This window comes from Paraburkholderia sp. JPY465 (assembly GCF_050436725.1).
Taxonomy (GTDB): Bacteria; Pseudomonadota; Gammaproteobacteria; order Burkholderiales; family Burkholderiaceae; genus Paraburkholderia; species Paraburkholderia youngii.
This window is the reverse complement of record NZ_JBNDMT010000006.1, coordinates 502628-526566: the sequence shown is the minus strand read 5'-3', so window position 1 is coordinate 526566 and position 23939 is coordinate 502628. Positions and strand designations below refer to the sequence as shown.

At 61.0% G+C, this 23939-nt stretch carries 17 protein-coding genes and 1 pseudogene; 13 read left to right on the top strand and 5 right to left on the bottom strand.

Translation table 11 applies throughout. From position 1 onward, the window contains the following. The first annotated feature begins 36 nt into the window (after nucleotides 1-36). The 11 genes from QFZ94_RS35565 to QFZ94_RS35515 all read left to right on the top strand — a co-directional run bounded on the left by QFZ94_RS35565 (nucleotide 37) and on the right by QFZ94_RS35515 (nucleotide 15299). Nucleotides 37-1311 carry a dicarboxylate/amino acid:cation symporter gene (locus QFZ94_RS35565; RefSeq protein ID WP_368584266.1) on the top strand — a complete coding sequence of 425 codons (1275 nt, stop codon included), beginning with the start codon at nucleotides 37-39 and terminating at the stop codon, nucleotides 1309-1311. A gap of 8 nt (nucleotides 1312-1319) precedes the next feature. Next, nucleotides 1320-2021 carry an aspartate/glutamate racemase family protein gene (locus QFZ94_RS35560; protein WP_368584265.1) on the top strand — a complete coding sequence of 234 codons (702 nt, stop codon included), beginning with the start codon at nucleotides 1320-1322 and terminating at the stop codon, nucleotides 2019-2021. Next, nucleotides 2018-3442, top strand: coding sequence for a dicarboxylate/amino acid:cation symporter (locus tag QFZ94_RS35555; RefSeq protein WP_368584264.1), 1425 nt, complete (start codon nucleotides 2018-2020; stop codon nucleotides 3440-3442). Before QFZ94_RS35560 ends, QFZ94_RS35555 begins: the two co-directional genes overlap by 4 nt. Next, a complete protein-coding gene (locus QFZ94_RS35550) occupies nucleotides 3439-3939 on the top strand; it encodes a hypothetical protein (protein WP_429462762.1) in 501 nt (166 codons plus the stop codon). The genes QFZ94_RS35555 and QFZ94_RS35550 overlap by 4 nt, the downstream gene beginning before the upstream one ends. Further along, nucleotides 3936-5270, top strand: coding sequence for a type VI secretion system baseplate subunit TssK (tssK, locus tag QFZ94_RS35545; RefSeq protein WP_429462761.1), 1335 nt, complete (start codon nucleotides 3936-3938; stop codon nucleotides 5268-5270). The genes QFZ94_RS35550 and tssK overlap by 4 nt, the downstream gene beginning before the upstream one ends. A gap of 52 nt (nucleotides 5271-5322) precedes the next feature. Beyond that, nucleotides 5323-6075 (top strand): DotU family type IV/VI secretion system protein, encoded by a 753-nt coding sequence (locus QFZ94_RS35540; protein ID WP_429462760.1) that lies wholly within the window; start codon nucleotides 5323-5325, stop codon nucleotides 6073-6075. A gap of 67 nt (nucleotides 6076-6142) precedes the next feature. Then, nucleotides 6143-10336, top strand: a complete 4194-nt coding sequence (locus QFZ94_RS35535; protein WP_429462759.1) for a type VI secretion protein IcmF/TssM N-terminal domain-containing protein — start codon at nucleotides 6143-6145, stop codon at nucleotides 10334-10336. Next, a complete protein-coding gene (tssA, locus tag QFZ94_RS35530; RefSeq protein ID WP_429462758.1) occupies nucleotides 10333-11475 on the top strand; it encodes a type VI secretion system protein TssA in 1143 nt (380 codons plus the stop codon). The genes QFZ94_RS35535 and tssA overlap by 4 nt, the downstream gene beginning before the upstream one ends. Before the next feature lie 65 nt (nucleotides 11476-11540). Beyond that, nucleotides 11541-12437: a hypothetical protein gene (locus QFZ94_RS35525; protein WP_429462757.1), complete on the top strand. Its 897-nt coding sequence runs from the start codon at nucleotides 11541-11543 to the stop codon at nucleotides 12435-12437. 168 nt (nucleotides 12438-12605) lie between these two features. Further along, complete coding sequence (locus tag QFZ94_RS35520) at nucleotides 12606-13682, top strand: Bd3614 family nucleic acid deaminase (protein ID WP_429462756.1); 1077 nt, start codon at nucleotides 12606-12608, stop codon at nucleotides 13680-13682. 915 nt (nucleotides 13683-14597) lie between these two features. Further along, nucleotides 14598-15299, top strand: a complete 702-nt coding sequence (locus QFZ94_RS35515) for a LuxR C-terminal-related transcriptional regulator (protein ID WP_429462755.1) — start codon at nucleotides 14598-14600, stop codon at nucleotides 15297-15299. A gap of 43 nt (nucleotides 15300-15342) precedes the next feature. On the opposite strand, the gene QFZ94_RS35510 is transcribed toward QFZ94_RS35515, so the two are convergent. Both QFZ94_RS35510 and QFZ94_RS35505 read right to left on the bottom strand, forming a co-directional pair. Then, the gene (locus QFZ94_RS35510) at nucleotides 15343-17295 is read right to left on the bottom strand and encodes an ATP-binding response regulator (protein WP_429462754.1); all 1953 of its coding nucleotides are present in this window, start codon (nucleotides 17293-17295) and stop codon (nucleotides 15343-15345) included. Between the two features lie 71 nt (nucleotides 17296-17366). Further along, a complete protein-coding gene (locus QFZ94_RS35505; RefSeq protein ID WP_429462753.1) occupies nucleotides 17367-19325 on the bottom strand; it encodes an ATP-binding response regulator in 1959 nt (652 codons plus the stop codon). 788 nt (nucleotides 19326-20113) lie between these two features. Here QFZ94_RS35505 and QFZ94_RS35500 point away from each other — a divergent pair. Together QFZ94_RS35500 and QFZ94_RS35495 are read left to right on the top strand one after the other, a co-directional pair. Then, nucleotides 20114-20350, top strand: a complete 237-nt coding sequence (locus QFZ94_RS35500) for a hypothetical protein (protein WP_429462752.1) — start codon at nucleotides 20114-20116, stop codon at nucleotides 20348-20350. A gap of 43 nt (nucleotides 20351-20393) precedes the next feature. After that, complete coding sequence (locus tag QFZ94_RS35495; RefSeq protein WP_429462751.1) at nucleotides 20394-20963, top strand: hypothetical protein; 570 nt, start codon at nucleotides 20394-20396, stop codon at nucleotides 20961-20963. 604 nt (nucleotides 20964-21567) lie between these two features. On the opposite strand, the gene QFZ94_RS35490 is transcribed toward QFZ94_RS35495, so the two are convergent. From QFZ94_RS35490 to QFZ94_RS35480, 3 genes and pseudogenes are all read right to left on the bottom strand, one after another. Next, the gene (locus QFZ94_RS35490) at nucleotides 21568-22560 is read right to left on the bottom strand and encodes a TRAP transporter substrate-binding protein (RefSeq protein WP_368584257.1); all 993 of its coding nucleotides are present in this window, start codon (nucleotides 22558-22560) and stop codon (nucleotides 21568-21570) included. Nucleotides 22561-22676: 116 nt separating this feature from the next. Continuing rightward, nucleotides 22677-22763: pseudogene (locus QFZ94_RS35485) on the bottom strand (IS5/IS1182 family transposase); the annotation flags it as partial. Nucleotides 22764-22912: 149 nt separating this feature from the next. Continuing rightward, nucleotides 22913-23932: an ABC transporter substrate-binding protein gene (locus tag QFZ94_RS35480; protein WP_429462750.1), complete on the bottom strand. Its 1020-nt coding sequence runs from the start codon at nucleotides 23930-23932 to the stop codon at nucleotides 22913-22915. Nucleotides 23933-23939: the final 7 nt, after the last annotated feature.

Here is a 23939-nt window from a genome sequence, read left to right as displayed (position 1 = left end):
CCAAAAACAGTGCGAAACAGCACGAGAGAGACCACCATGAATTCCAGCAGGATTTACGCATTCGTTCTCAACCCTTGGGTGGTGATCGGCAGTCTCGCGCTTGGCGGCGCGTTTGGCCTGTTTCTGCCGGAACTGGCGCAAAAGCTCGGCTTCATCGGCGACATCTACGTTGACCTGCTGAAGATGACGACATTGCCGTTCATGATCTCCGCGGTGATTTTCAGCCTGCAGAGGCTCTTTCGCGATGGCGGCACGTCGCGGCTGCTCATGCGCGTGATCTCCGTGTTCCTCGGCGCATCGGCAACGGTCGCCGTGGTCGGTGCGATCGTGCTGCTCGTCATGCACCCGGGCGCCAACATCTCCACGGCGACGATGCAGACCTTCGGCCTGATGGTTGGCAACGACACTTCATCGAGCGACACGGTCATGAACCTCTATGGCGCCGATCTCCCGGCCAAGTCGCTGAGTTTGTCCGACGTGCTGGCGAGCCTTGTGCCCACCAACATCTTCGCGGCGCTCGCCAACGGCGACGCGCTGAAGGCGCTCGTGTTCGCGCTGCTGTTCGGCCTGGCAGTGGGCCGTGTGCCGGAGCGGATCTCGGTGGGCCTGAGCCAGTCGCTCGAAACCATCTATCACGCGTGCCAGAAGCTCATGCACTGGCTGAGCTACCCGCTGCCGCTGATTCTCTTTTGCATGAGCGCGGCCCAGCTCGGCAAGTCGGGCGTGGGCCCCCTGCATGCGATGCTGCAGTTCGTGCTGGCGTTCTTCGTCGCTTCGGCGCTGCTGCTGGTGCTCGCGGCCGTCATCATCTGGAAGCGTTCGAGCCACAGCCTCGCCAAAACCCTCGACGCGCTGCGCGCGCCGTTCGCGCTCGCGCTCGCCACGCGCAACAGCGCGGCCTGCATGCCGAGCATGATCGAGAGCCTGGTGGACGGGTTGGGTTTCGCGCGCTCACGCGTCGAACTGCTCGTGCCGCTCACAATCTCGCTGTTGCGCGTGGGACCGATGGTCTACTACGTGTGCGCGACGCTCTTCATCGCGCAGCTCTACGGGCATTCGCTCGGGCTGGTCGAGGTGGTGACGGTGCTGCTCGCCTCCGTGCTCGCGGGCTTCGCGTCGGCGGGCATGACGGGTCTCGTGACCGTCTCTCTCGTGGGCATGACGTGCGCTTATCTGCGCCTGCCGTTCGAGGCCGCATTCATCCTGTTTCTCGCCGTCGATCCGATTTGCGACATGCTGCGCACGCTCGTGCTCGTGATCGGCAATGCGGCGGCTGTTTCCGTGATCTGCCCGCGTCCGCTCAAGATCTAGGAGCCTCAATGGCAATGATCGGCATTCTTGGCGGCATGGGGCCGCTTGCGACCGTCGACTTCATGGACAAGATCGTGCGCCTGACCCATGCGAACAGCGACCAGGAGCATCTGCCGCTGCTGGTGGCGAACCTGCCGCACATCGAGGACCGCTCGAGCGCGATCATCGACGGCGGCGCCGATCCGCTGCCGGCGCTGCTCGACGGCATCGATCTGCTGAACCAGAACGGCGTGGGGCTGATTGCGATTCCGTGCAACTCGGCACATCACTGGTATGAGCCGATGCGCGCGCGCAGCAAGGCGCCGGTTCTGCACATCGCGCAGACGTGCGTGGCGGCCGTGCCGCGCGCGGCGCGCCGCGTGGCATTGCTCGCCACCGGCGGCGCGCTCGTTTCGGGCTTCTACCAGCAGGCGCTGACCGATCTCGACATCGAGCCCGTGCTGCCAGATGCATCGATGCAGTTGCGCGTCGCGGCCTGCATCCGCGAGGTGAAGGCGGGCAAGCTCGATGCGGCCCGCGCCCACCTCGAAGACGTGCTGATGGCGCTCGCCAGTCGGGGTGTGGACACGGCGCTCATGGCCTGCACCGAGATTCCGCTGGCGGCTCAGCACATCGCGTCGCCTCCTCTCGTCCTCATCGACAGCTCGCTCGAACTCGCGCGCGCCACTGTGAAATACGGGTGCGAGCGCGGCTGGAACCGTCCCGCATGAAAGCACTGCATATGCTCTCGCAGAGTACGCTCGGACTGATCGTCTGCCTCGCGGCGGGCGGCCTGTGCGGCGTGTTCGCCGAACCGGCGGGCGCGGCCGCGTACTTTGTCGGGCAACTGTATCTCTCTGTCGTCAACATGGCGGCGATTCCGCTGCTGGTCGTCGCGACGTTTTTTGGGCTGCGCCAGGTGATTGCGCTGCCGCGTCCGCGCACACGGGTGGGCACCATCATGCTGCTCGCGCTCGCCCTCGTGGTGTTGAGCGGGATCGGCGGCACGCTGATCGGCGTGCTCGCCATGCCCGGTCAGCATCTGTCAGCCGACGCGCATGCGCATCTCGGCGAACTCGTGCGCAAGAGCGCGAGCGCGGACGAAGTGCGGGTCGCGCTGTTCGACCGCGGCGCGAGCAGCGCCAGCGCCGGGTCGCGCCTCATCGGCGTTGACGATATCTTTCCCGACAACTTCTATCGCGTGCTGGCGCAGGGCCATTCGCTCGGCATTCTGACCGGCACGATCCTGTTCGGCCTGGCGTTCGCGGCGCTCTCGCGCGAGCAGACGCGCATGCTGAGCAGCGTGTTCGAAGGCGTCTACCGTGCGCTGGAAACCATCATTGCGCAGGCGAACCTGCTGATTCCGGTGCTGGTGTTCGGCGTTGCCGCGCATCTCACGTCGCACACGCAGGCGGTGACGCTCGAAGCGATGAGCAGCTTCCTGCTGTGCTTCGCACTCTCGGCTCTCGTGCTCGCGATGCTCGCGCTCGCGACCATCGCGGCGCGCGCCAGGCAGCCGCTGCTGCAAGTGCTGAGCGGACTGAAGGCGCCGCTGCTGATCGGCCTGACCTCGGGCAGTGCGACCGCGCCGATTCCGCACACGATCGAGGCGATGAGTGAGCGCCTTGGTTTCAGCCGTGGAGTGGCGGAACTCGTGGTGCCGTTCGGCTCGGTGTTCGTGCGCGCGGGCTCGGCGCTCTATTACGCGCTGGCGACGGTATTCGTCGCCAATCTCTACGAGCGGCCGCTCGGAGCTGGCGAAATCGCGCTCGTGTGTGCCGCGGCCGTCGTGGCGGCCTTCGTTTCGGCGGGGCAGAGCGGTGTGGCTGCGGTGGGGTACACGGGCGTGGTGCTGTCGATGCTGCATCTGCCCGCCGAGGCGGCGGCCGTGCTGTTCGTGTCCGTTGATCTGATCTGTGAAGGGCCGCGCAACGTGCTGAGCCTGCTTGCGGTTTGCACGGTGATCGCACTGGTGTCCGCCGGACTGCCTTCCGAGCGTCAGGTAGCCGTGCAGGTGCAAGGCGGCGCCGCGGGGTTGAGCCCCGTGCTGCGTTTCACGTTCACGCGCGGGCAACTCGCGCTGGCGGCGGGCTGCGCGGTGATGGTGGCCTCGCTGATATTGCTGATGGGAATCGGAGTAGGAGCGAGATGAAGAAGGTGGGATTGCGTTTGCGCGCACGGCTCGCGCGCGGTGCGGCCGTGTTGCTGGCGGCCTCGGGGGTCGCCCTCGCGGTCGGCGGCTGCAGCATGCTCGGCTTGAGCGGCGAGAAGGCGAAATGGTCGCAAGTGACCTTCACCGCCAGTGACGACATCAACAACAACAGCCCCGTCGCCGTCGACGTCGTGCTCGTCAGCGACCCCGCGATGCTCGCGCGGCTCGCCGAGATGCCGGCGTCGAAATGGTTCACGGCGCGCGACGACCTCGTGAAAACGTATCCGAAGAACCTGCGCTATCGAAGCTGGGAGATCGTGCCGGGCCTGCATCTGGACGTGAGCGGCGATGCATTCGCGGGCTCGCGTGTGGCGGGCGCGTTCGTGTTCGCCAACTATCAGGACCCGGGCGCCCATCGCGCGCGGATCGAGCATTTCAGCGGCCACATGGTGGTGCAGCTGGACAGCAACAACCTTACCGTCGTGGATTCGAAATGATGCATGACCGCAACATGGCAGTACCCGAGCGGATCGAGTGGTTCGAGGGCATGTTGCTCTCGCCCCAGCATTTTCAGCAGATGGCGTCGCGCACCGATGCGCTCGTGGCGTGGCAGACGCTCGCGGCGGCGCCGTTCAGCTGGGGCGTGCGACGCCTCGTGTTCGACAACGGGCTGCTGCCCGCTGGCCTGCTGCGCGTGCTGGAGCTCGACGCGATTCTGCCCGACGGCACGGCCGTCACCTACCATGCGCAGGCCGCGGGTGCGGAGCGGCTGGAATTGTCGCTGGAGCCGTTCGCCGACGCGCTGTCGAACGGGCCGCTCGACTTCTATCTCGTGCTGCCCGGCGCGTCGACGATGCGGCGAGCGGCGCAGGTCCGGCGCTTTCGCTCGACGTCGGTGGCGCCCGTGGAGGACCTGGTATCCGACGCGCCGCCCGCCGACATTGCGCGCCTCGTCCCAAACCTTGCGCTGGCGGCGGGCGAGTTGCCATCCGCGATGCACGTGTGGCTGCGGCTTGGCTCGCTCTACAAGGACAATGAAGTGGTGCGGCTAGGCGAACACCAGCCGCCGCTCCTCGAAGTCGCCCGTGACAATCCACTGTGGACGAGCGTGGCCTCGCTGCTGGGTCAGTTGCGAGGCAAGGCAGCATTCGTCGCGCGACAGACCGCGAATCCTTCGTCGCGGGTCGACGATCGTCTCACGCAACTGGAGCTGAAGGACCGCTTGCGCAGTCTGCTGAGCCCGCTGCCGCTTGCCGAAGCGGTGCTGCGCACGCCGCATCTGCATCCGCTTGCGCTGTATCACGCGCTGGCCGCACTCAACGGTTCGCTCGCCATGCTCAAGCCCGGTGGTCTACCACCCGTGCCGCCCGACTACGATCACGGCGATCCGCTCTCGGTGTTCACGCCTTTGCTGCGCTCGCTGCGCGAGTCGATGTCGGAGGTGAACGAGGAGCATCGCGAGCACAAGTTCGAATTCCGCCATGGCGCGTTCGAAATCACGCTGCATCCGGACTGGATCGGCGAACGGCTCGTCGTGGGCCTGCGTGGCCAGTCCGATCGCGACCTGCTCGCGTGGATGGACGGCGCGGTGATCGGCTCGCAGTCGGTCTATGCCTCGCTGCGCAGCCGCCGGGTGCTGGGCGCGGCCCGGCGCGGCATTGACTATGCGGAAGATCTCGGTTTGCGCTCAGGCTCGGGCTACCTGCTGTTCGAGGTCACGGCGGAGGCCGCGCTCGTGCTCGCGAGCGAAACACTTGTGATCGGAAATCCCAACGAAGGCACGAGCGCGCAGCGGCCGCAGGAAATGCTGCTGTTCGTGAAGGGATGATGCAAGCAACGATGACTGCAATGAAGACGTTAAACGCGAAGGCACGCTGAGCATGGCACGCATCCGACCAGAAGCAGAAGAAGACGATCTCGTGACGGAGCAGTTCCGCACCTTCCTCGATGAGCTAATGATGGCTCAGGCGCGCTTCTCCGAGCTGCCCGACGCAGACCCGGATCTCGCCGCGCAGGGGTTGAGCCGTCACCTGCTGAACCTGCTGGAGATCCAGACGCTGCAATCGCGGCGTGACAGTACGCGCTTCGAAATGGAGATCGTCGCGGACGCGCGCTATCTGAAGGCCGTGCTCGCCGACGAAATCCTGCTGAATACGCCGTGGGCCGGACGGGAGCGCTGGACCGCGTATCTGCTCGAATCGACGCTGTTCCGTACCAACGTGGCGGGCGACCTCGTGTTCCGCCGCATCGAACAACTGCTGTCCGAGCGCGAAACATCGCGCCGCAGCATCGCGCGCCTTTATCTGTTCTCGCTCGCGATGGGCTTCCAGGGCCGCTTTCGCGGTGCCGATGCCGCCGAGCGCCTGCGCAGCTACCGCGAGGAACTCTACGAGTTCGTCTATCAACGCCGCGCCGATCTGGGCGGCCGCGACCGCGTGCTTTCCGAGATCGCCTATGCGAACACGCTCTCACACGTCGCGCCGCGCAAGCTGCCGACCGTGAGCCGCTGGGCCATGATTTTTATGCTGGTGGCCGTGTCGCTGCTGGCGATTTCCGAGGTGCTCTGGCTGTGGCAGTCGTGGCCCGTGCGCGAAGCCCTGCATGCCGACACGGTGACGGGGGTGAACCGATGAAGCCGAATCATGCGATGCCAGCGCGTGCAATGACGTCGTCGAACCTGTTATTCGTGGGGGCGCGTTCATGCTGACGAGCAACCTGTTCCTGCTTTCCATCGCGGTGCTGACGCTCGTTGCGTGCGCGGTGCTCGGCGCGGTGATTTACTTCGCGTTGCATGGCTCGCACACGAAGCCCACCGCGGAGCGCAAGATCGTGCGCCTGCGCTCGGATTCGCTACGCAGCGCCTTCCGCCAGGCCGTTGAACTCATCGAAGGCAACATCGCCACGCGCGCCGAGCGCTACAACATTCCGTGGATCATGATCCTCAACGAGGGCGACGATCCGCGTCCGCTGCCAATCGCCCAGGCGGGCGTGGCGAGCGTCCTCGGCGCCGACGCGGCGAGCCCCGCGGCCACGCAGGGCATGTCGTGGCACTTCTTCGATCGCGGCATCGTGGTGGACATCAAGGCGGCCTATCTGGGCTCGCCAGACGATGATGGCGACGGCAAGCCATGGGACGAATTTCTGAGCCTGTGCCGCAATTATCGCCAGCAGCGTCCGTTCGACTCGGTGGTGATCACGGTGCCGGCCGCCACTCTGCTGGCTGACGACACCGATGCACGCCTTGAGCTCGTACGCCATGCGAAGCTCGCGCATCGCCGCCTGTGGCTCGCGCAGAACCGCTTTGCGATGCGCTTTGCCGTGTACGTGGTCGTGACCGGCTGCGAGTCGTTACCGGGTTTCGCAACGTTCGCTCGCGCGCTGCCCGAGCCGCTGCGCGCGAGCATGCTCGGCTGGTCTTCGCCTTTCGATCTCTCGACCACCTATCAGCCAGGCTGGGTCGACACGGCGATGAACAGCATCATGCGCTCGGTCTCGGACGCGAGCGCCGAGTTGTCCGCACTCGATTCGTCGCACCTCGACGCGCGCCAGTTCCTGCAACTGCCCTCGCGCATCGACGCGATGCGCGCTCAGCTCCAGCTCTACGTCGACGAGCTGCTGCGCGCGAGCGCGTACCACGAGCCGTTCTTCTTCCGCGGCATCTACCTGACCGGAGACGCGAGCGAATTCGCGCAGTGGAGCGTGGCGCAGGCCACCAAGCCGATGGTGGAGGGCGACGAACTGCCCGCGCTCGAAGCGCCGTCCGGCGAGTCGCACGACGCGCTGCCGGCGTATGTGGGGAGCGCGCCTCTCCATGCAGCGGAAAACGCTGATAGCACGCAGATGGGCGACGGCCGGCGCGAGCCTGGCGGCCAGTTCAACGATCTGATGCTGCAGCCGGCATTTCTGCGCGATCTGTTCGAGAAAAAGATCTTCCTCGAATACGGCCTCACGCGGCCGTCCCGTTCGCAGCACCTCACGCGTCCCGTGCTCAATCGAGCACTACGCTGGGGCGGCATCGCTCTGCTGGGAGGCTGGGCGCTCGGGCTCGTCATCGCGACCGTGCAGCTAAGTCATCGCAACGGCGAGCTGGTTGCGGCCCTTAGCGCGCTGCGGCGCGACTCGGCTGAGCGGGCGAACGCCGCACAGCAAGGCCAGGACCTGCCCGCCGACTGGTATCGCCGCAAGGCGCTCGCGCTGATCGCGATGAACCAGAACCTCAGGACGAGCAGCGGCTGGACGATCTTCATGCCGGGCTCGTGGGGCTTCGTCGATGACCTGAACGCCCGCGTGAAGGATCGCTTCGAGCGCGAGTTCGGCGAGATCGCAGTCGCTGCACTGGAGCGCGAAATGTACGCGCACGTCAGCCAGCTCACCGGCGTGGGGCGGGATCCAAGTTCGGGCCAGCTCATCATCGGCGACGACTGCACGGCGCCCGATGCTGGCCGCGTCGGCGCGCCGCTCGGCCTTGCGCTCGACGATCTGCCGCAGATGCACGCCCTCCAGCTCTATGTGCACAACGTCGATCAACTCGACGCCGCGCTGCAGGCGCTGCAGCGATTGCAGCAACCGGCGGCCGACAACGCGGACTCGTTGCGGCTCGTGGTGCGCTACGCGCTCGGCGCGGACCTTCAGGGCAACGTGGCAGGCAGCGTGCCTTACTTCTACCGCGATCAGGACCGCCGCAGCGTGACCGGCAACGGTACGGCCGGCGTCAATCTCGCGGCCGTGCAGCAGGCGCTGCGCTGCACGCTCGACAAGGGCGCGCAGCAACTCGACGCCGCCCTGTTCACGGGCAATCCGCTGCTGGTCGCCGAGCGCGCCATCTCCGATCGACTGGGCGGCCTGACCGTAGCCGACTCGGGCGCAGGCGACTTCACGAAGCTCACGGACGGCTATCGCGCGGTGGTGGCAGGGATCGACACGCAGCGCGACTTGCTCGCTTCGGGCAAGGGCGGATGGATTCACCAGACGCAGTTCACCCCGGGGCCGACGTACGACCGCACGCTCGCGCACGTGGCGCAGAGCCGCCTGCTCGGCACTGACCTCGCGACGCAGATTCGCCATCGCGACGAGAGTGCTTTCCAGGCCTTTCGCAGCGAGTTTTCGCTGCGCTTTGGCAGTGCGGATAGCGGCATCGTCTGGATCGACAAGGACGCGCGCTATAACATCTCGCCGGGCCGGGCCGCATTGCGCGACGGCCTGTCGGGGCTGTTGAGTCAGCCGTTCATGGTCGCGCCGCGCAACCGTGAATTGCCCACCCTTGCCGACGGCTCGACGATCGTGTGGGACCGCGCGCAGCTCGACCAGGCGCTCGCGTTGGGCGACGTGCGCAAGCGTTTCCTCGCCGAGGGTCTTGCGAATCTGCCGGCGGCGGCGCGTCCCGGCATCGAGACCGCACTCGATCTCCAGTTCGCGCGTTTGATTCTCGACCAGACCGCGGCGGCCGCAAACGTGACCACGGCGCCGGCCGATGTCGACAGCGCGGCGTTCGAGGCGGCGCGCATGCGACTCGCGCGGATCGAGGCGCTGCTTACCGAGCTTCACGCGAACGCGCAGCTGGAGGATATCGACACGCTCGCCTCGAACGACGCGATGGCGCACCTGCGCCGCGTGGACGACGCGCTCACGCAATCCGAGCTGTACGCGACGCGCCAGGAGGCGAGTGCCGACAGTGCGCACAGCGCGCGCTCGCCGATTCTCGCGGCGTTCGGCGTAGCCGACGCGGCCGCGCTCGCGCCGTATCTCGACCAGCAGTCGTCGCGCGCGCTGATGCTCGGCAAGCAGGCTTCGGTGTATCTCGCCGCGCTCAATGCGAGCGACGCCGCATCGCCGCTCGCGCAGCGCTGGCAGGCAATCAACCGCGACCTGGAGCGCTATCGCCTGAAGAACCCGAACAGCAGCCTGTTGCGTCTCGAACAATTCGCGCTCTCGGTGGCGGCCGATCCCGGGCCGGCGGGCTGCATGTCGAAGTTCACCGGCCGGCCGACCACGAGCGGCGGTGATGACTACTTCGCCACGCTGCACGCACGGCTGTACGATCGCCTGCTCGCGCGTTGCAACCAGGGTTATGTGTTCGACATGCGTCGGCAGTGGGGCAATTTCGCCACGGCGTTCAACGAGAGCGTGGCAGGGCGCATGCCGTTCGACAACGGCGACATGCTGCGCGTGGCCACGCGCAATACCGGCATGCCGGGGGTGGTCGACTTCGGCGAACTGGGGCAGGTGCTCAAGCACTACGAGCCGGTCTCGGAGACGTTCCATGCGTCGGGTGCGGGAGCGTCGTCGGCGATGACGAACTACAAGGTGCGCCAGTTCATCGAGAACTTCGATCAAGTGAAGACGCTGCTCGCGCCGCTTTATCCGTCCGACGATGGAGCGGCCACCGGTTACGACGTGAACGTCGAGTTTCGCGCGAACCGGAACGGCGAAGTCGCGGCGAACCAGATCATCGACTGGACGCTCACCATCGGCTCGCAAAGCCTGTCGATGAATGACGCCCCGCACGCGCTGCACTGGGACTTCGGCACGCCGGTCTCGCTCGTGCTGCGCTTCGCGAAGGACTCGCCGCTGGCGGCGGCAGAGGACGCGCAGCAGCGCGCCTACTCGACCGACGGGCGCACGCTCACCTGGCAGTTCTCCGATCCGTGGGCGCTCATCACGTTCATCAACCGCCAGCGCGCGGCGGACGCCAGCGGTCGCGGCGAACGCGCTTCGCAACTGTTGAAAATCGAGTTCCCGCTGGGCACGGCGAACCCCGTCGACCTTTCGTTATTGCCAAAGCAGGCCCATGGGCGCGTGTATTTGCGGATCGCGCTGATGCCCGCCGGCAAGAAAACACCGCTGCCGTGGCCGGGCAGTTTCCCGGTGCACGCGCCGGAATGGAGCGCACTATGAAACAGGCATTCCCTATGGAAGTCGAGCCGGGCCTCAACGTGGATTTCGACGCGCTGTTGGCGCCCGTTCCCGGTAGTGAAGACGGCGCAGGCGTTTCGCTGCGCTATGACCCGGTGTACCAGCAGATCCGCGAAGCGCGACACCAGGATGACGCGAGCGTGCCAATGGGCGAATGGGAGCGCCCGCTCGTCAAGGCGGACTGGAAGCGCGTCGCGGCGCTGAGCAGCGACGCTCTCGCGACGCGCAGCAAGGACTTTCAGCTCGCGGCCTGGCTGTGCGAGGCATGGACGAATTTGCATGGTGTCGAAGGCCTGATGACTGGCACACGCTTGCTGACGGCACTCGCCGAGCGTTACTGGTCAAGTGCATGGCCGATGCTCGAAGCGGGCGATGCCGATGCACGCGTGGCGCCATTCGTCTGGCTCAATGACACGCTCGCTCTCGTGCTGACGCTGCACGTGCCGCTACTTGTCATCGACGAGCGCGAGCCGGCGCAGGTCAATCTCGACGAGTGGCAGCGTGTCGTGCTGGACGGCGGCGATGCCGGGGCGGCAAGCCTCACACGCGATCTACTCGACAAGCACGTGAAGCGGGGGCGCAACCTTCCCGCGCTCGTATCGCTTCATCAACAACTGGAACTGGCGCGAGCGGCGTGGGGGAATTTCGGGAACCTGCTCGATGAATTTTTGCAGGAAGACTCGCCCCATCTTGGCCGGGTCGATGACGTTCTGATGCGGCTGACACGCGCCGTGAGCAGCCTGTGCGGTTCTCAGGCGCTATCCGCCGCGCCGCAGACAATCGCGGCGGACGACGCCGGCAACAACCCCGCGCGTGCGTCGAGCGCGGCTTCACACCTCGCATCGATGGAAAACGCCATGAGCAATGCCACGCTGGAATTACCGTCGCCGAACGCTGCTGTGAGGTCTTCGCCCGCGAGAGTGGAGAGCCGCGCGCAGGCCTATGACCTGATCGAACTCGTGGCCAGTTACCTGGCCGAGCACGAGCCGCATAGCCCGACTCCATATTTGCTGCGGCGCGCGGTCTCGTGGGGTGCGATGTCTTTGCCGGATCTGATGCGCGAGGTCTTGCGCACCGAAGGAGATACCTCGCGATTCTTTGCGATGCTCGGACTCGAATAATGGATTCATTTTGAATTTTCCGAACTCACAACAGTACGTTCATATCAAGCTTGATCGGGGGTGACATGGCTGAGCGGTTTAACGCAGATCCGTTTGTGCAGGCTGAAGCGGAAGTCAATAACAAAAGCTGGGATGAGCAGATTCTTCATTCAAGGCTCTTTCACAGCACCCGCAGTGCTTTTACCAGCCTCTTTTCGTCAGATAGGGGGTCTGCCGCCAGCAAGGGTATTGGGGCTGCCATTGGCATCGGAAAGCTGTTTCTGTCCCTGATCCCTGTGCCCGTTGTCGGCTCGGTCGCGGGAGCGATCATCGAGGGCGTCAGTGACTTCGCTCGCGGGAAAAGGCTCGAAAGTAACCTCGATGCTGCTAAAGCTGCCGGGGATAAGGCCAACCTGGCAAAATTTGAAATCAAGGATCTGACCGTAGAAAACCTCGACCGGTATCGATGGAAGGTCGCACATGCGTTCGAGTCGCTGAACGGCGGCATCGCGGAGTTCAATAAAAAGCAGCCTGCGGACCGGACCTGCGACGACATTTATGCGATGGCGCTTCTGATTCAACAGGTCGAACGTCGAAATCAAAGACTTCGGGACGAATTGGGGAAATTCAAAACAGCTCTGGATCACGTGGAAGAATGGATCGGAGATCTGGAAAAAAAGCAGTCCGTCGATATGCATAAATTGAAGGAAAGCCTTAAGAAAGGCACCAGCGATACCGTAAAGGAATACGGAGGGCACAAGGGTTCAAACGAGGCCGAGGCCACGAAGATATTGGCGGCGCATGCCACCTGTGAAAAATGGTGCTGCGTCAAGGAAACGGCGAAGTACGATCCCACCAGCTGGCCAAAGCTCAAAAGCAGGATAGGCGCAGTCTCACTTGCGGCGGCGCCGGTGGCTTTTTCGGCGGTCACGGTTAAGGCTGGCGACTATCGAAACGACTCGAGTAACTCGAGTATGAAATAGGGTAGTCGCGGGCAAGCGTGATTGCGCATCGGCTCGCTCACCGAGCCTCCATGGTCGACCGTTGCTTGAAGTTCAATGCGGAGAATTCGACAGCGCAAAGCAACCGGTCATCGCCTATATCGACGTCGCGCGGCTGGCGCGCTCGACCGGCCTCATTGGAGAAAGAAGATGGGCAGTGCACGCACCGTACCGAAATATGGCAGCAAGCGTGGCGCCTATTGCGCGACCGAAGACGACCTCATCCCGCCGGGAATGCGTCTTCTGTTAAACAGCTTCGCGCCAAAGCAGATCAAGGAGATTCAGAGCGATCAGGACGCTACCGCTTGGGAAAAAGCCGCGCTGGGCCTGCTCACGGATGAGGATCAGCAGACGAAAGTCGGTTTCCAAAAAATTTCGTCCGTCGAGATCAACGGCGCCTACGTCCTATCCGGGACAAGCACGGGGCACGACTTGATGCTCCGCGACGTCCGCCTCCTGGCCGACGAGCTCCATGTCGCGGGACCGAACGTCGACATCTCTCAGCGCACTCCCCCGGCCGAGTTGAGCGCACCTCATACAGGTGTCCACAACGTCCACCGTCTGTATCTGTCGGCGGCGTTCCGCTTGCTCCTTGGTAAGGGAGGGAACACCGGCGTGGCCGCACTGATTGTGTCCTCGCAGGGGCAGATCCTGGCCTGGGGAAAGAAGAACAGTGACCATCCATTGCTGCACGCGGAAACCAGCGCGCTGCTGATGTACGGCAAGCGCTTGCCGGCAGGCGCACGCATCTACTCGACGCTTAAGCCCTGCAAAATGTGCCGCGCCGCCATCGAGCATTTTTCCACGGAAAATGACTTCCTCGCCTACTACGGTCAGGACGATCCGACTGCAGCGGCATCGGGCCGTGTAGACAGCGCGAAGTATGTGCACATGGCACACACGACCACCGTCGGCGAACGGCCAGTTTGGGATTTAAAAAGCACCGGAATCAAAAGATCGGTCTCATTCAACCTTAATGACAGATTCGATACGGCGCATCGCAAGGATCGGAGCCTTGGCATCATTAACTTCATTAAGGGCGAGCGACAGACCAGTCAGCTAGACATGGCGGCCGGCTACCTGGACATCAAGCAGAGAAAGTACACCGATCCGAAGCGATCCGACCCGACGCTATCGGATCGGTACAACACGAACGTCGAGAAATGCCTGGACCACATCGCCACAGTCATGGCGCAGTTGGGGATTCCAGTGCTGCGCGGAAAATAAGGTCGGGGCAACAACCGGAATGGCCGACCATTCATGGGTAGAAGCGGCGAGTCAGTTGTTGTTCCTAGGTCAATGACGATCCTGGGCGATGCCGGACGGCTCGCAGCGAAAGATTGAAGCGCTCAGCCGTTGACGAAGCCAGTTGAATTCGTCCGCTATCCTGGTCTAGACCTTATGTATGCCGGCGCTCCAAACATCCGCTACGCGTTCGCTCGAATGACCCGGACTAGCCTTTCGATATAAGGCGGCCTCGCTGTCGTTTTTCAGGGTGATCGGCCGTCCGTTCATATGAACCGATTTGCCCGACGTTGGCCGTTGCAGACCTTCGGAAGAAGCACGCTTGATTGCTGCCAATGCACCACAACGCACGCAGATGGTCGGCTGGCTTTTTTAGCCGCTTGCGATCCCGAGATCAACAGCTCGTGAGGCCATCCCGCGAGCACGACCGCAGATGGCCGTTGACGATTTCGATCGGCGTGCCCGCAAAGGCGATTTCCGCGACGAGACAATGATGCGTTCCCGGAAACGCCGGCCAAATGCGAGTTCTTTGACGGGGGATTTCAGTGTAATGTTCCTCCCTTCCGGGACGCGATGTATCCTCTTCGTTATGTCGCGCCACCGGCCCGGTAACGTGTAGCAAGAATCAGACCCTCGACGAGGCGAAGCAGGCGATGACGACTCTGAAAGGTTTGCTCGATCGCGCGGTGCTGTCGACGCTGCTGCGGCGCCGCAGCGCCAGGCGGCCAAAACTGCCTCGAGCCCACCGACCTGACCCGGGCGAACGCGCATACTGCGGCGCTCCATGCACGAATTTCGACGGTCGGAGAATGCCAGTGAGTTAACTATCAAGCGGTGCCGCGCAGAAACGTAGCGCAATCGATTGTTTTTCTCTGAGGTATCGAGGGGGAAGCGGCCATGAAAATTCTATGGGTCGATGACCACGAAATTCTTTGTGTTGCTCTTTCCGAATATGTTCAAACCCACGCATCGGAGTTGAGCGTAGTCCCAATCGAAGTCACACCCGTATTCACGCTTGCCAGCGCGCTTGAAGAAATAAGCAAGGCACCTCCGCCAGACCTCGTATTCCTGGATCTCAACCTGGACGGTGAGAACCGTGGCGCCACGACGCTGGAACGTTTCCAGGCTGGCAATCCATCCAATGTTCCCGTGGTCGTCTGCACGGGACTCGCTCCTGGAAACGATGATGAAGTTGAAATCTTGCGAATGTGCATGCGGGATTACGCTGCTCGAGGAATCATTTTGAAGGGAGGCGCACACAAAAAAATGTTCATTGGACTGAGCAGGATTTTAGGAGGTGAACTCTGGATTCCGGAGGAACTCTTGATGCGCTTTGCCTGCCCGACGCAAGCGCCTTCAGCTATCCGCAATCAGCATCATCTTGGACTCTCTCCACGGGAGTGGGACGTGGCGCGTTGCATTGCAGGTGGCCTGTCAGGAAAACAGATCGCAAGAGAGCTTAACATCACCGAGGGACACGTCAGACAGGTCTCCTGTGTTATTTACGACAAACTTCAAGTCAGGAACCGGGTTGAAGCTGCACTTAAAGTCAATGCCGAGCTGGCCGGAGGAAGTGGGCCAGCTAAGGGACTGCCGTGAAGATCGCTGCGACTCCACGCCTTACGTTTCACCGCCATCACCTTCACCTGCCTTCGGTCGATGTTTTTGACTTATGTTTCGCCAGCAAGGCCAATAAGGTCTGTTCAGAAACCGGTTTCGATAAAAGCTTCATGCCGCTGGCGGCTACTTTTTTGAGCACAGCTGACGAGGTGTCCCCCGACCACAGGATCGCAGGGGTCGAAGCGTCGGTAGCAGCGCGGACTGCCGCAATCGCGGCAATACCGTCCTCGTTTTTCAGCCGGTAGTCAGAGAGGATGAAGTGCGGACCACTTGTTAAGGCTTCGATGCGCAACTGCTCGATCACGTCGGATGATGATTCTCCCGCCACGACGTAACATCCATGCTCGATCAGGCGCATCGATATTTCGATTCTCAAGTCGTTATTGTCCTCGATGACCACCACGACCATATTGGTCAGGTCCAGGTCGCCGCTTTCAACCGTCTGAACCTCCAGCAACTCTGGCGGTATGCGTCCTGCGAAGGGGACCGTAACCGAAAAACGCGATCCCCGTCCTGGCGTCGAATTCATGTCCAGTTTGTGACCAAGAAGGTTCGCGAGACCCTGAACGATGGACAGACCCAGACCGAATCCCTTTTCACGATCCCTCTCGGGATTATCGACCTGTACATAGCTTTTGAAGATATCCGCCTGTCTATCTTCGGGGATACCGATTCCGTTGTCCCAGACGCTTATCCTGACGAGGTTGCCCCGCCTTTGGCAACCCACCAGAATATGCCCCTTCTTTCCCCCCTGTTCGGAAGGCGTGTAACGGACGGCATTGGCCAGCATGTTTCGGACGATCCGGTCCAACGCGTGTCGATCCGTATGGGTCAGATAGGGCCGGCTATGGAGTCTTAACTTCAGCCCCTTCGCCAGGGCTAGCGGCTGCATATCCACAACTATGCCGTGTAAAAGGGAAGGCAGCCCCACCTCCTGAATTTCTACACTCCAGGTGCCGGACTCGAGACGGCAGATATCCAGTGTGCCGTTAATCATCCCTTCCATCGCATCCACTTGCCTTTGCGCAATCGAGACGTCTTCGGCCAGCCTGGTCGATTCAATGGTCCGCTCGATATAATTCAACTTTAAGCCGAGCGTTGTGAGCGGCTGGCGCAAATCATGGCTTATTGCAGCGATAAGTTGGTTCTTCTCCGCCCTTGCTGCTTCGGCCCGCGATCGCGCCTCTTCGAGAATAATCTCTTTTACGCATGCGTGCTTCTGATCGTAACAAAGGAACCATGCGATGAGACAATAGCCAATTAGTTGAGCCGTAAGCGACTCAAACAAAGTTGGCCGATTAATTAACAGACTTCCTCCCACGCTAAATCCGAATGGGATAGTGCCGAGCACGAGTGAACCTAAAGTTGCACGAAGACTAGGTGCGAGCAGCAGCACAGTAAATACATGACACATCAGCGTCAGCTTTAGGAAGAAAGTCCTGTGAAAAATAATATGAATATCACCGTGGTAGGCCCAGAAAATGGGTGGCTCTATCCCAAAGCTACCGGCCGACCACCACAACGATGTCAGTATGACCAATGCAGCCCATGCCCAGTGCATCCGCTCGACCGCGTTGACGCCCGCTTGCTTTGGAAGCGCCGTGGTCCTTTTCAGTAAATATATTGCAATGGGAGCGGCCATCCCCCACAGACCGAAGATCCAGACGACACGGAACAAAAGATAAATGTCCGACGTCTTGATCCAATTTCCAAGTACGAACACGAACAAGCTTACGAACAACACCAACGCCATCCAATACACCGCTCGACGCGACAGTGATTCCAATAAATCGCGTTTGACAAGGAGGTTCTGCTCGACACTGAGTGCCGCAACCGGTCCCCGCACAAGATTGACAAATTCACCGAATCTGCGGCGACCGACATTGTGAGCTGTTTCACTTGCGCTCAGTGATATCCTGGCCCCGGGCTTTTCGCCCACGTCAGAATCACATCGTGTTTGAGTACTGGACGCCATAGAAGGCCTCCTCGGAGGGGCACTTTCAGCATACGCCCCTTTGTGCTAGTTACGTTTCACCGCCATCACCTTCACCTGCCTTCGGTCGATGTTTTTGGCTTATGTTTCGCCAGCAAGGCCAATAAGGTCTGTTCAGAAACCGGTTTTGATAAAAGCTTCATGCCGCTGGCGGCTACTTTTTTGAGCACAGCTGACGAGGTGTCTCCCGACCACAGGATCGCAGGGGTCGAAGCGTCGGTAGCAGCGCGGACTGCCGCAATCGCGGCAATACCGTCCTCGTTTTTCAGCCGGTAGTCAGAGAGGATGAAGTGCGGACCACTTGCCAAGGCTTCGATGCGCAACTGCTCGATCACGTCGGATGATGATTCTCCCGCCACGACGTAACATCCATGCTCGATCAGGCGCATCGATATTTCGATTCTCAAGTCGTTATTGTCCTCGATGACCACCACGACCATATTGGTCAGGTCCAGGTCGCCGCTTTCAACCGTCTGAACCTCCAGCAACTCAGGCGGTATGCGTCCTGCGAAGGGGACCGTAACCGAAAAACGCGATCCCCGTCCTGGCGTCGAATTCATGTCCAGTTTGTGACCAAGAAGGTTCGCGAGACCCTGAACGATGGACAGACCCAGACCGAATCCCTTTTCACGATCCCTCTCGGGATTATCGACCTGTACATAGCTTTTGAAGATATCGGCCTGTCTATCTTCGGGGATACCGATTCCGTTGTCCCAGACGCTTATCCTGACGAGGTTGCCCCGCCTTTGGCAACCCACCAGAATATGCCCCTTCTTTCCTCCCTGTTCGGAAGGCGTGTAACGGACGGCATTGGCCAGCATATTTCGGACGATCCGGTCCAACGCGTGTCGATCCGTATGGGTCAGATAGGGCCGGCTATGGAGTCTTAACTTCAGCCCCTTCGCCAGGGCTAGCGGCTGCATATCCACAACTATGCCGTGTAAAAGGGAAGGCAGCCCCACCTCCTGAATTTCTACACTCCAGGTGCCGGACTCGAGACGGCAGATATCCAGTGTGCCGTTAATCATCCCTTCCATCGCATCCACTTGCCTTTGCGCAATCGAGACGTCTTCGGCCAGCCTGGTCGATTCAATGGTCCGCTCGATATAATTCAACTTTAAGCCGAGCGTTGTGAGCGGCTGGCGCAAATCATGGCTTATTGCAGCGATAAATTGGTTCTTCTCCGCCATTGCCGCCTCCGCCTGCGATCGCGCCTCTTCGAGAATAATCTCTTTTACACATGCGCGCTCCTGGTTGTAACAAAGAAACCATGCGATGAGACAATAGCCAATTAGTTGACCCATATACCAGGCAAACCATACTGGCCGTGCAAATAACAGATAACTTCCCACGCTAAATCCGAATGGGATAGAGCCCAGCACGAGTGAACCTAAAGTTGCACGAAGACTAGGAGCGAGCAGCAGCACAGTAAATGTATAGCTGATCAGCGTCAGCTCCAGGAAGCCAATCCTGCCGGAACCAGTACCATGAAACTGGAATTGGAGGGGGATTAACCCAAAGCTACCCGCCGCCCACCACACCGATGTCAGTATGACCAATGCAGCCCATGCCCCGTGCATCTGCTCGACCGCGTTGACGTCCGCGTGCTTTGGAAGCGCCATGGTCCTTTTCAGTAAATATATTGCCATGGGAGCGGCCATCCCCCACAGTCCGAAGATCCAGGCCACACGGAACAAACGATAAATATCCGACGCCTTGATCCAATAGTCGGGTATTATCCAATAGCCAGATTTGAGCTCGAACAAGCTTCCTAACAGCGCCAACGCCATCCAATATACCGCTCGACGAGACAGTGATTCCAATAAATCGCGTTTGACGCGGAGATTCTGCTCGGCACTGAGTGCCGCAATCGGCCCTCGGACAAGATCAACAAGTTCACCGAATCTGCGGCACGCGATTTTGTGAGCTGTTTTGCTTGCGCTCAGTGACATTCTGGCCCCGGGTTTTTCGCCCACATCAGAATCACATCGAGTTTGCGTACTGGACGCCATCGAAGGCCTCCTCGGAGGGTCACGCTCAGCATACGCCCATTGTGTTAGCGGTCCGCGAGCACGTCGATGGGAACAAGTGTTCTGTTACATGCCGAACAAATGTATGGTCCACGTGGCGGAAGCTCGCGGGAGATTTGTGCCCGCGGCGCCGGGGGCCTGGAGCACCGCCCGCCCAACGCGACGTTCGGCGCTGGCAGCGCGTTTAACGCGTCGACCTGCATCCATTCCCAGCGTGTGCGTGTACTCTTAAGAAGTCACTGTAACGAGTAGTCGCAAAGCGACACCGAGCATTTGTTCGCTCACTAAGGAACATTTGATGCCGAACATCAAATAACCGATCTCACTACAACTGACGGGATTGCTCCGCAAAATAATGCAGCATAATTCGACACAAGGGGGGGTGTAATTCACCGCGCGATATTTCAAATTCTTCTCTTTTCGCACGCATATTGCGAAAACCGCACTGTTATCGAACGGTGGGGACACGCAGTGCATACACGCGCACCGTCGGTTTTCCGAACTATCGTTGGGTTAATCGGGGCGCCCCCTTGTAGACACCATGTGCCGATCTTTCCAGCTCAAGTGTCGTTACCGACCTCGTTTTAATCCTGATGCCGAGATTAAAGTGAACCCACCCCATATCCAACGCATGCTCGAACCGACAGCATCGCGAATACGCATATACGGATCATCCGTGCATCGGCAACTGATGTCGGCTGCTACGTCCTCCGGCTAGGCCAAAGCAGCCGCCGTAACTGAACCTGATTTCCTACTGAAGGAGGTAAGCCATGAAGACGACAATTTTCGCGTCTGCAGCGCTCTTGGGCGTTCTCTCGCTTGCGAGCTTGGCCCAAGCTCAGGATGCATCCACGCAACAAGATGAGCAACCGGCATCGACCAATGCTAGCAGTAACTCCGGATATGGCGGGGTTTCAGGGAGCACAAGTGCAAGCGGCAATATGGATCGCTCGGTGTCGGCTACCTGCGGTCATCTACCGAAATGCAACGCCGACAGTGGTCACTAGATACTTATTTTGTGACTGAATCGGCAAAAGACAGGAGGCGAAGATGACTGGCAGGCTACTGAAAGAAGCCGCAACCGCCTCGATTATCTTGGCGTCACTGAGCGGTGTGGTCCAGGCGCAGAATCACGCATGCACAACCGCGAGCCTGAGGGGCGCATACGGCGTCGAAGTCCACGAAGAGGCGCTCGGCATCCTCACGGGGACCGCACCGAGTCAGCTGCTCCACCGGTACGCCACTCCCAACCTTATCGACGGCGTTGCCCTTGCGAAATTTGATGGTGCCGGAGCCGGCACACAGATTGACTATGCCATGCTCAACGGCACAGTCAGGCCGGGCTCGCCGCCCGATTCATTCCAGGACAACGAAACGCTCACATACACCGTGAATGCGGATTGTACTGGCGACCTGCGACTCGACTTTCACAATGGGAGCACGCTTACGCAAAAAATGGTCGTTGTCGACAACGGCAATGAGATCTTTGGTGTCACGAGCGCTCAGCATATAGCTAGCGGCGCGCCCGCGCTTGACGGAACAAAATGTGACATGGGATGCGAAGTCGCCATTCAGGTACGCACTCATTTCGTCAAGGTCAGCCAGGCGAACCAGCGCTGAAGTCGTTTTACACCTGGCCGTCACAGCTTGCCCCCCGGCATTCGCAAGTGTGAGTGACGCGTGCAGTGGTGGATGCCCGGTGCGTTGCCCACATTGAATGGTCGTCTTATGTGTAGTCGAGATGGCCCATCTCAGTCCGCTGGTTGCTGCCCTAAAAGGCCGGTCGGGGGCGAGGGCAGCAGTGGGTTGTGCTCGCTCTGGAATTGCGCTCACCTGGCAAATCGGATTTGACGGAGGCTTGCGTAGGAAGGGTCAGTGCGTCGGAAAAAACCGGAAGAGGGGAATACTCCTGGCAGATCTCACGATTCCAGAAAGTTTGCAAATGGAGCATCGATCTCATGTTGCAGGTCTGGCAGCGCTGGGAGCCATCGCTGGACGATGCAGTCTGCGAATGGCGTCTGAATTGGATCTCGCTGAACACATCCCATGCCCATACACTCTCATTAATTTAATCACTGGTCGGTGGTTCTATCCTCAATGAGATGTTTCCGAGAAAAGCTGTTATGCGGCAGCTGGAAGTCGTTACGATTGGCACCCGTTTCTATTGTTGCGCTACAGGTCCCGCGAAGAATCTCGCGGGACCATTGCCGCCAGGGAGCGAGACTTACTTGATCGCCTGGATCTCGTCGACGATCTGCTTCATTTCGGGGGTCTTTTCGTACTTCGCCCACACCGGCTGGGTCGCCTTAACGAACGCTGCACGGTCGATCTGCGCTGCCGGGATGATCGTTGCGCCACCTGCGGTGACGGTCTTCTGCGCTTCGGCTTCACGTGCGGTCCACAACTGCTGATACACCGGCACCGAGTCGGCCGCGGCCTTCTTGATGATCTGCTGCTCCTGCGGCGACAGCGTGTCCCACACCTTCTTCGAGAACACCAGAACTTCCGGCGTCATCGTATGCTGGGTTTCCGAGTAGACCGTGGCGACTTCGAAGTGCTTGCCTTCTTCATAAGTCGGGAAGTTGTTTTCTGCGCTGTCCACGATGCCGGTTTTCAGGCCCGTGTACACCTCCGCGGTCGGCATCGGCGTCGGGATGCCACCCATCGCCTTGATTTCGTCGACAACCAGCTCGGACGGCTGGACGCGGACCTTCAGGCCCTTCATGTCCGCCGGCGACTTGATCGCCTTCTTCGCGTACATCGAGCGCGCGCCGCTCTCGTAGAACGTCAAAGCGATCATGCCCTTCGCCGTGAACGCGTCGAGGATCTTCTGGCCCTCCGGGCCGTACATGACCTTGCGGAAATGATCGATGTCACGGAACAGGAACGGCAGCGACGGGATCATGATTTCCGGCACGATCTCGGTGAATGAAGCACCGTTGGCTCGCGTCATGTCGAGTGCGCCGATGCGGACCTGGTCGATCGTGTCTTTCTCCGAGCCGAGTGCGCTGTTGCCGAACACCTTCACGGTGTCCTTGCCGTTGGTCGCCTTGCTGATTTCTTCGCCCATATGCTTCACCGCCACATTGGTCGGGAAGGTGTCGCCGTGCACTTCGGCGACGCGGAACACGCGCGCTTCAGCCGACATCGCGCTGAAGGCCAGCGCCGCAGCTGCGACGATCATCGAAACACGGGGAAAGGCAAACTTATTGTTCATCGTGCGAAACGTCTCCGGTTGGGGGTTTGTAATTTATCGGGTATTTTCCATTCGTCGACTCTGGGTAACCCGCCACGCCGCGAAGCAGAGTCTCTCCGGCCTAAGAGACAGTTTCATCAAGACTGCTGCACGCGCTGCAGAGTGTTCCAGCAGATCAGGCAACAGCCGAGTTTGAGGAAAGCTTCGTGAATGTCAGCACGACGCCCAGCCGCGCCGTCGCGCGGCTGAAGCGTTGCCCAAAACGACGCTCGCATAGCCGCTAGCCGTCAAAGACACCGGTGCGGCTCCTACGATCCGGGCGTCGTCTGTGGCTCAGAGCGATGGCCGTGTGGGTGCTCGAGGTGCCGCCAGCTCACTTCTTCCCATCAATCACGGCGACCACCTCGCCGCGCGTGTATTCCTTGTTCGCCAGCGCACCGGCCGGCGTCTTCGCGAGCACCGCATCGAGTTCTTCCGGCTTCACCTCGAGCACCGGCATCCGGATATCGTGCGGCACCTTCTTGCCGGCCAGAATCTGCTGCGTCACCCAGAACGCGAACGTCGACGCGCCGGGCGGAATCGTCACCGACATCGTCTCGTAGCCGCTCTTCTTCTGATCGGCCCACCACGCGAGTTCTTCCTGACGGTTGCCGAGGATGATGATCGGCGTCGGCCGTCCCGCCGTCTTGATCGCCTGCGCGGCGCCGAAGCCGTCGCCGCCTTGGGTCACGACGCCGTCGATCTGCGGCAAGGTCGGCAGAATGCCCGCGACCTGCTTTTGCGCGACCGTCTGCGTCCAGTCGCCGTGTACCGAGCCGACGATCTTCAGCCCGGGATACTTCTTCAACTGCTCGACGACGCCCTGGTGGATCTCGTCGTCCACCGACACGCCCGCGAGTCCGCGGATCTCCAGCAGATTGCCCTTGCCGTTCAAACGCTTCGCAAGGTAATCGACCTGCATGCGGCCCATGCCCTGGAAGTCGACCGCGATTCGGTACGCGCAGGGCTCGGTCGCGATTCCGTCGAACGACACGACCGTCACGCCCGCTCCGCAAGCCTGCTTGATCACGCCATTGAGTGCGGTCGGCGAAACGGCGTCGACGACGATCGCCTTGTAGCCCTGCAGAACAAGGTTCTGGATCTGCTGGACCTGCTCGGTCGCCTGGCTTTCGGCAGTCGTGAAGCTCGGCGCGGCCGCGACGATCTTTTGCTTGACCGCGGGGTCCGCGACGTTAGCCCAGCTCTTGAGCATCTGCTGGCGCCAGCTGTTGCCCGCGTAGTTGTTCGACAGCGCGAGCTTCTGCGACGAAGTGTCGCCCGTCGCGACCTGAGCCGAGGCACTTGCCGATGCGGCGGCGATGCACAGCGCTACGGCGATTGTTGTCATCTTCATTTTTGTC

Bases quoted from the DNA above. Each gene is read 5' to 3' on its own strand.
- QFZ94_RS35510 (WP_429462754.1), bottom strand. From the start codon at position 17,295: ATGGCGTCCAGTACTCAAACACGATGTGATTCTGACGTGGGCGAAAAG.
- QFZ94_RS35550 (WP_429462762.1), top strand. From the start codon at position 3,439: ATGAAGAAGGTGGGATTGCGTTTGCGCGCACGGCTCGCGCGCGGTGCG.
- QFZ94_RS35490 (WP_368584257.1), bottom strand. From the start codon at position 22,560: ATGAACAATAAGTTTGCCTTTCCCCGTGTTTCGATGATCGTCGCAGCT.
- tssK (WP_429462761.1), top strand. From the start codon at position 3,936: ATGATGCATGACCGCAACATGGCAGTACCCGAGCGGATCGAGTGGTTC.
- QFZ94_RS35515 (WP_429462755.1), top strand. From the start codon at position 14,598: ATGAAAATTCTATGGGTCGATGACCACGAAATTCTTTGTGTTGCTCTT.
- QFZ94_RS35555 (WP_368584264.1), top strand. From the start codon at position 2,018: ATGAAAGCACTGCATATGCTCTCGCAGAGTACGCTCGGACTGATCGTC.
- QFZ94_RS35535 (WP_429462759.1), top strand. From the start codon at position 6,143: ATGCTGACGAGCAACCTGTTCCTGCTTTCCATCGCGGTGCTGACGCTC.
- QFZ94_RS35565 (WP_368584266.1), top strand. From the start codon at position 37: ATGAATTCCAGCAGGATTTACGCATTCGTTCTCAACCCTTGGGTGGTG.
- QFZ94_RS35540 (WP_429462760.1), top strand. From the start codon at position 5,323: ATGGCACGCATCCGACCAGAAGCAGAAGAAGACGATCTCGTGACGGAG.
- QFZ94_RS35495 (WP_429462751.1), top strand. From the start codon at position 20,394: ATGACTGGCAGGCTACTGAAAGAAGCCGCAACCGCCTCGATTATCTTG.
- QFZ94_RS35525 (WP_429462757.1), top strand. From the start codon at position 11,541: ATGGCTGAGCGGTTTAACGCAGATCCGTTTGTGCAGGCTGAAGCGGAA.
- QFZ94_RS35560 (WP_368584265.1), top strand. From the start codon at position 1,320: ATGGCAATGATCGGCATTCTTGGCGGCATGGGGCCGCTTGCGACCGTC.
- QFZ94_RS35505 (WP_429462753.1), bottom strand. From the start codon at position 19,325: ATGGCGTCCAGTACGCAAACTCGATGTGATTCTGATGTGGGCGAAAAA.
- QFZ94_RS35500 (WP_429462752.1), top strand. From the start codon at position 20,114: ATGAAGACGACAATTTTCGCGTCTGCAGCGCTCTTGGGCGTTCTCTCG.
- QFZ94_RS35480 (WP_429462750.1), bottom strand. From the start codon at position 23,932: ATGAAGATGACAACAATCGCCGTAGCGCTGTGCATCGCCGCCGCATCG.
- tssA (WP_429462758.1), top strand. From the start codon at position 10,333: ATGAAACAGGCATTCCCTATGGAAGTCGAGCCGGGCCTCAACGTGGAT.
- QFZ94_RS35520 (WP_429462756.1), top strand. From the start codon at position 12,606: ATGGGCAGTGCACGCACCGTACCGAAATATGGCAGCAAGCGTGGCGCC.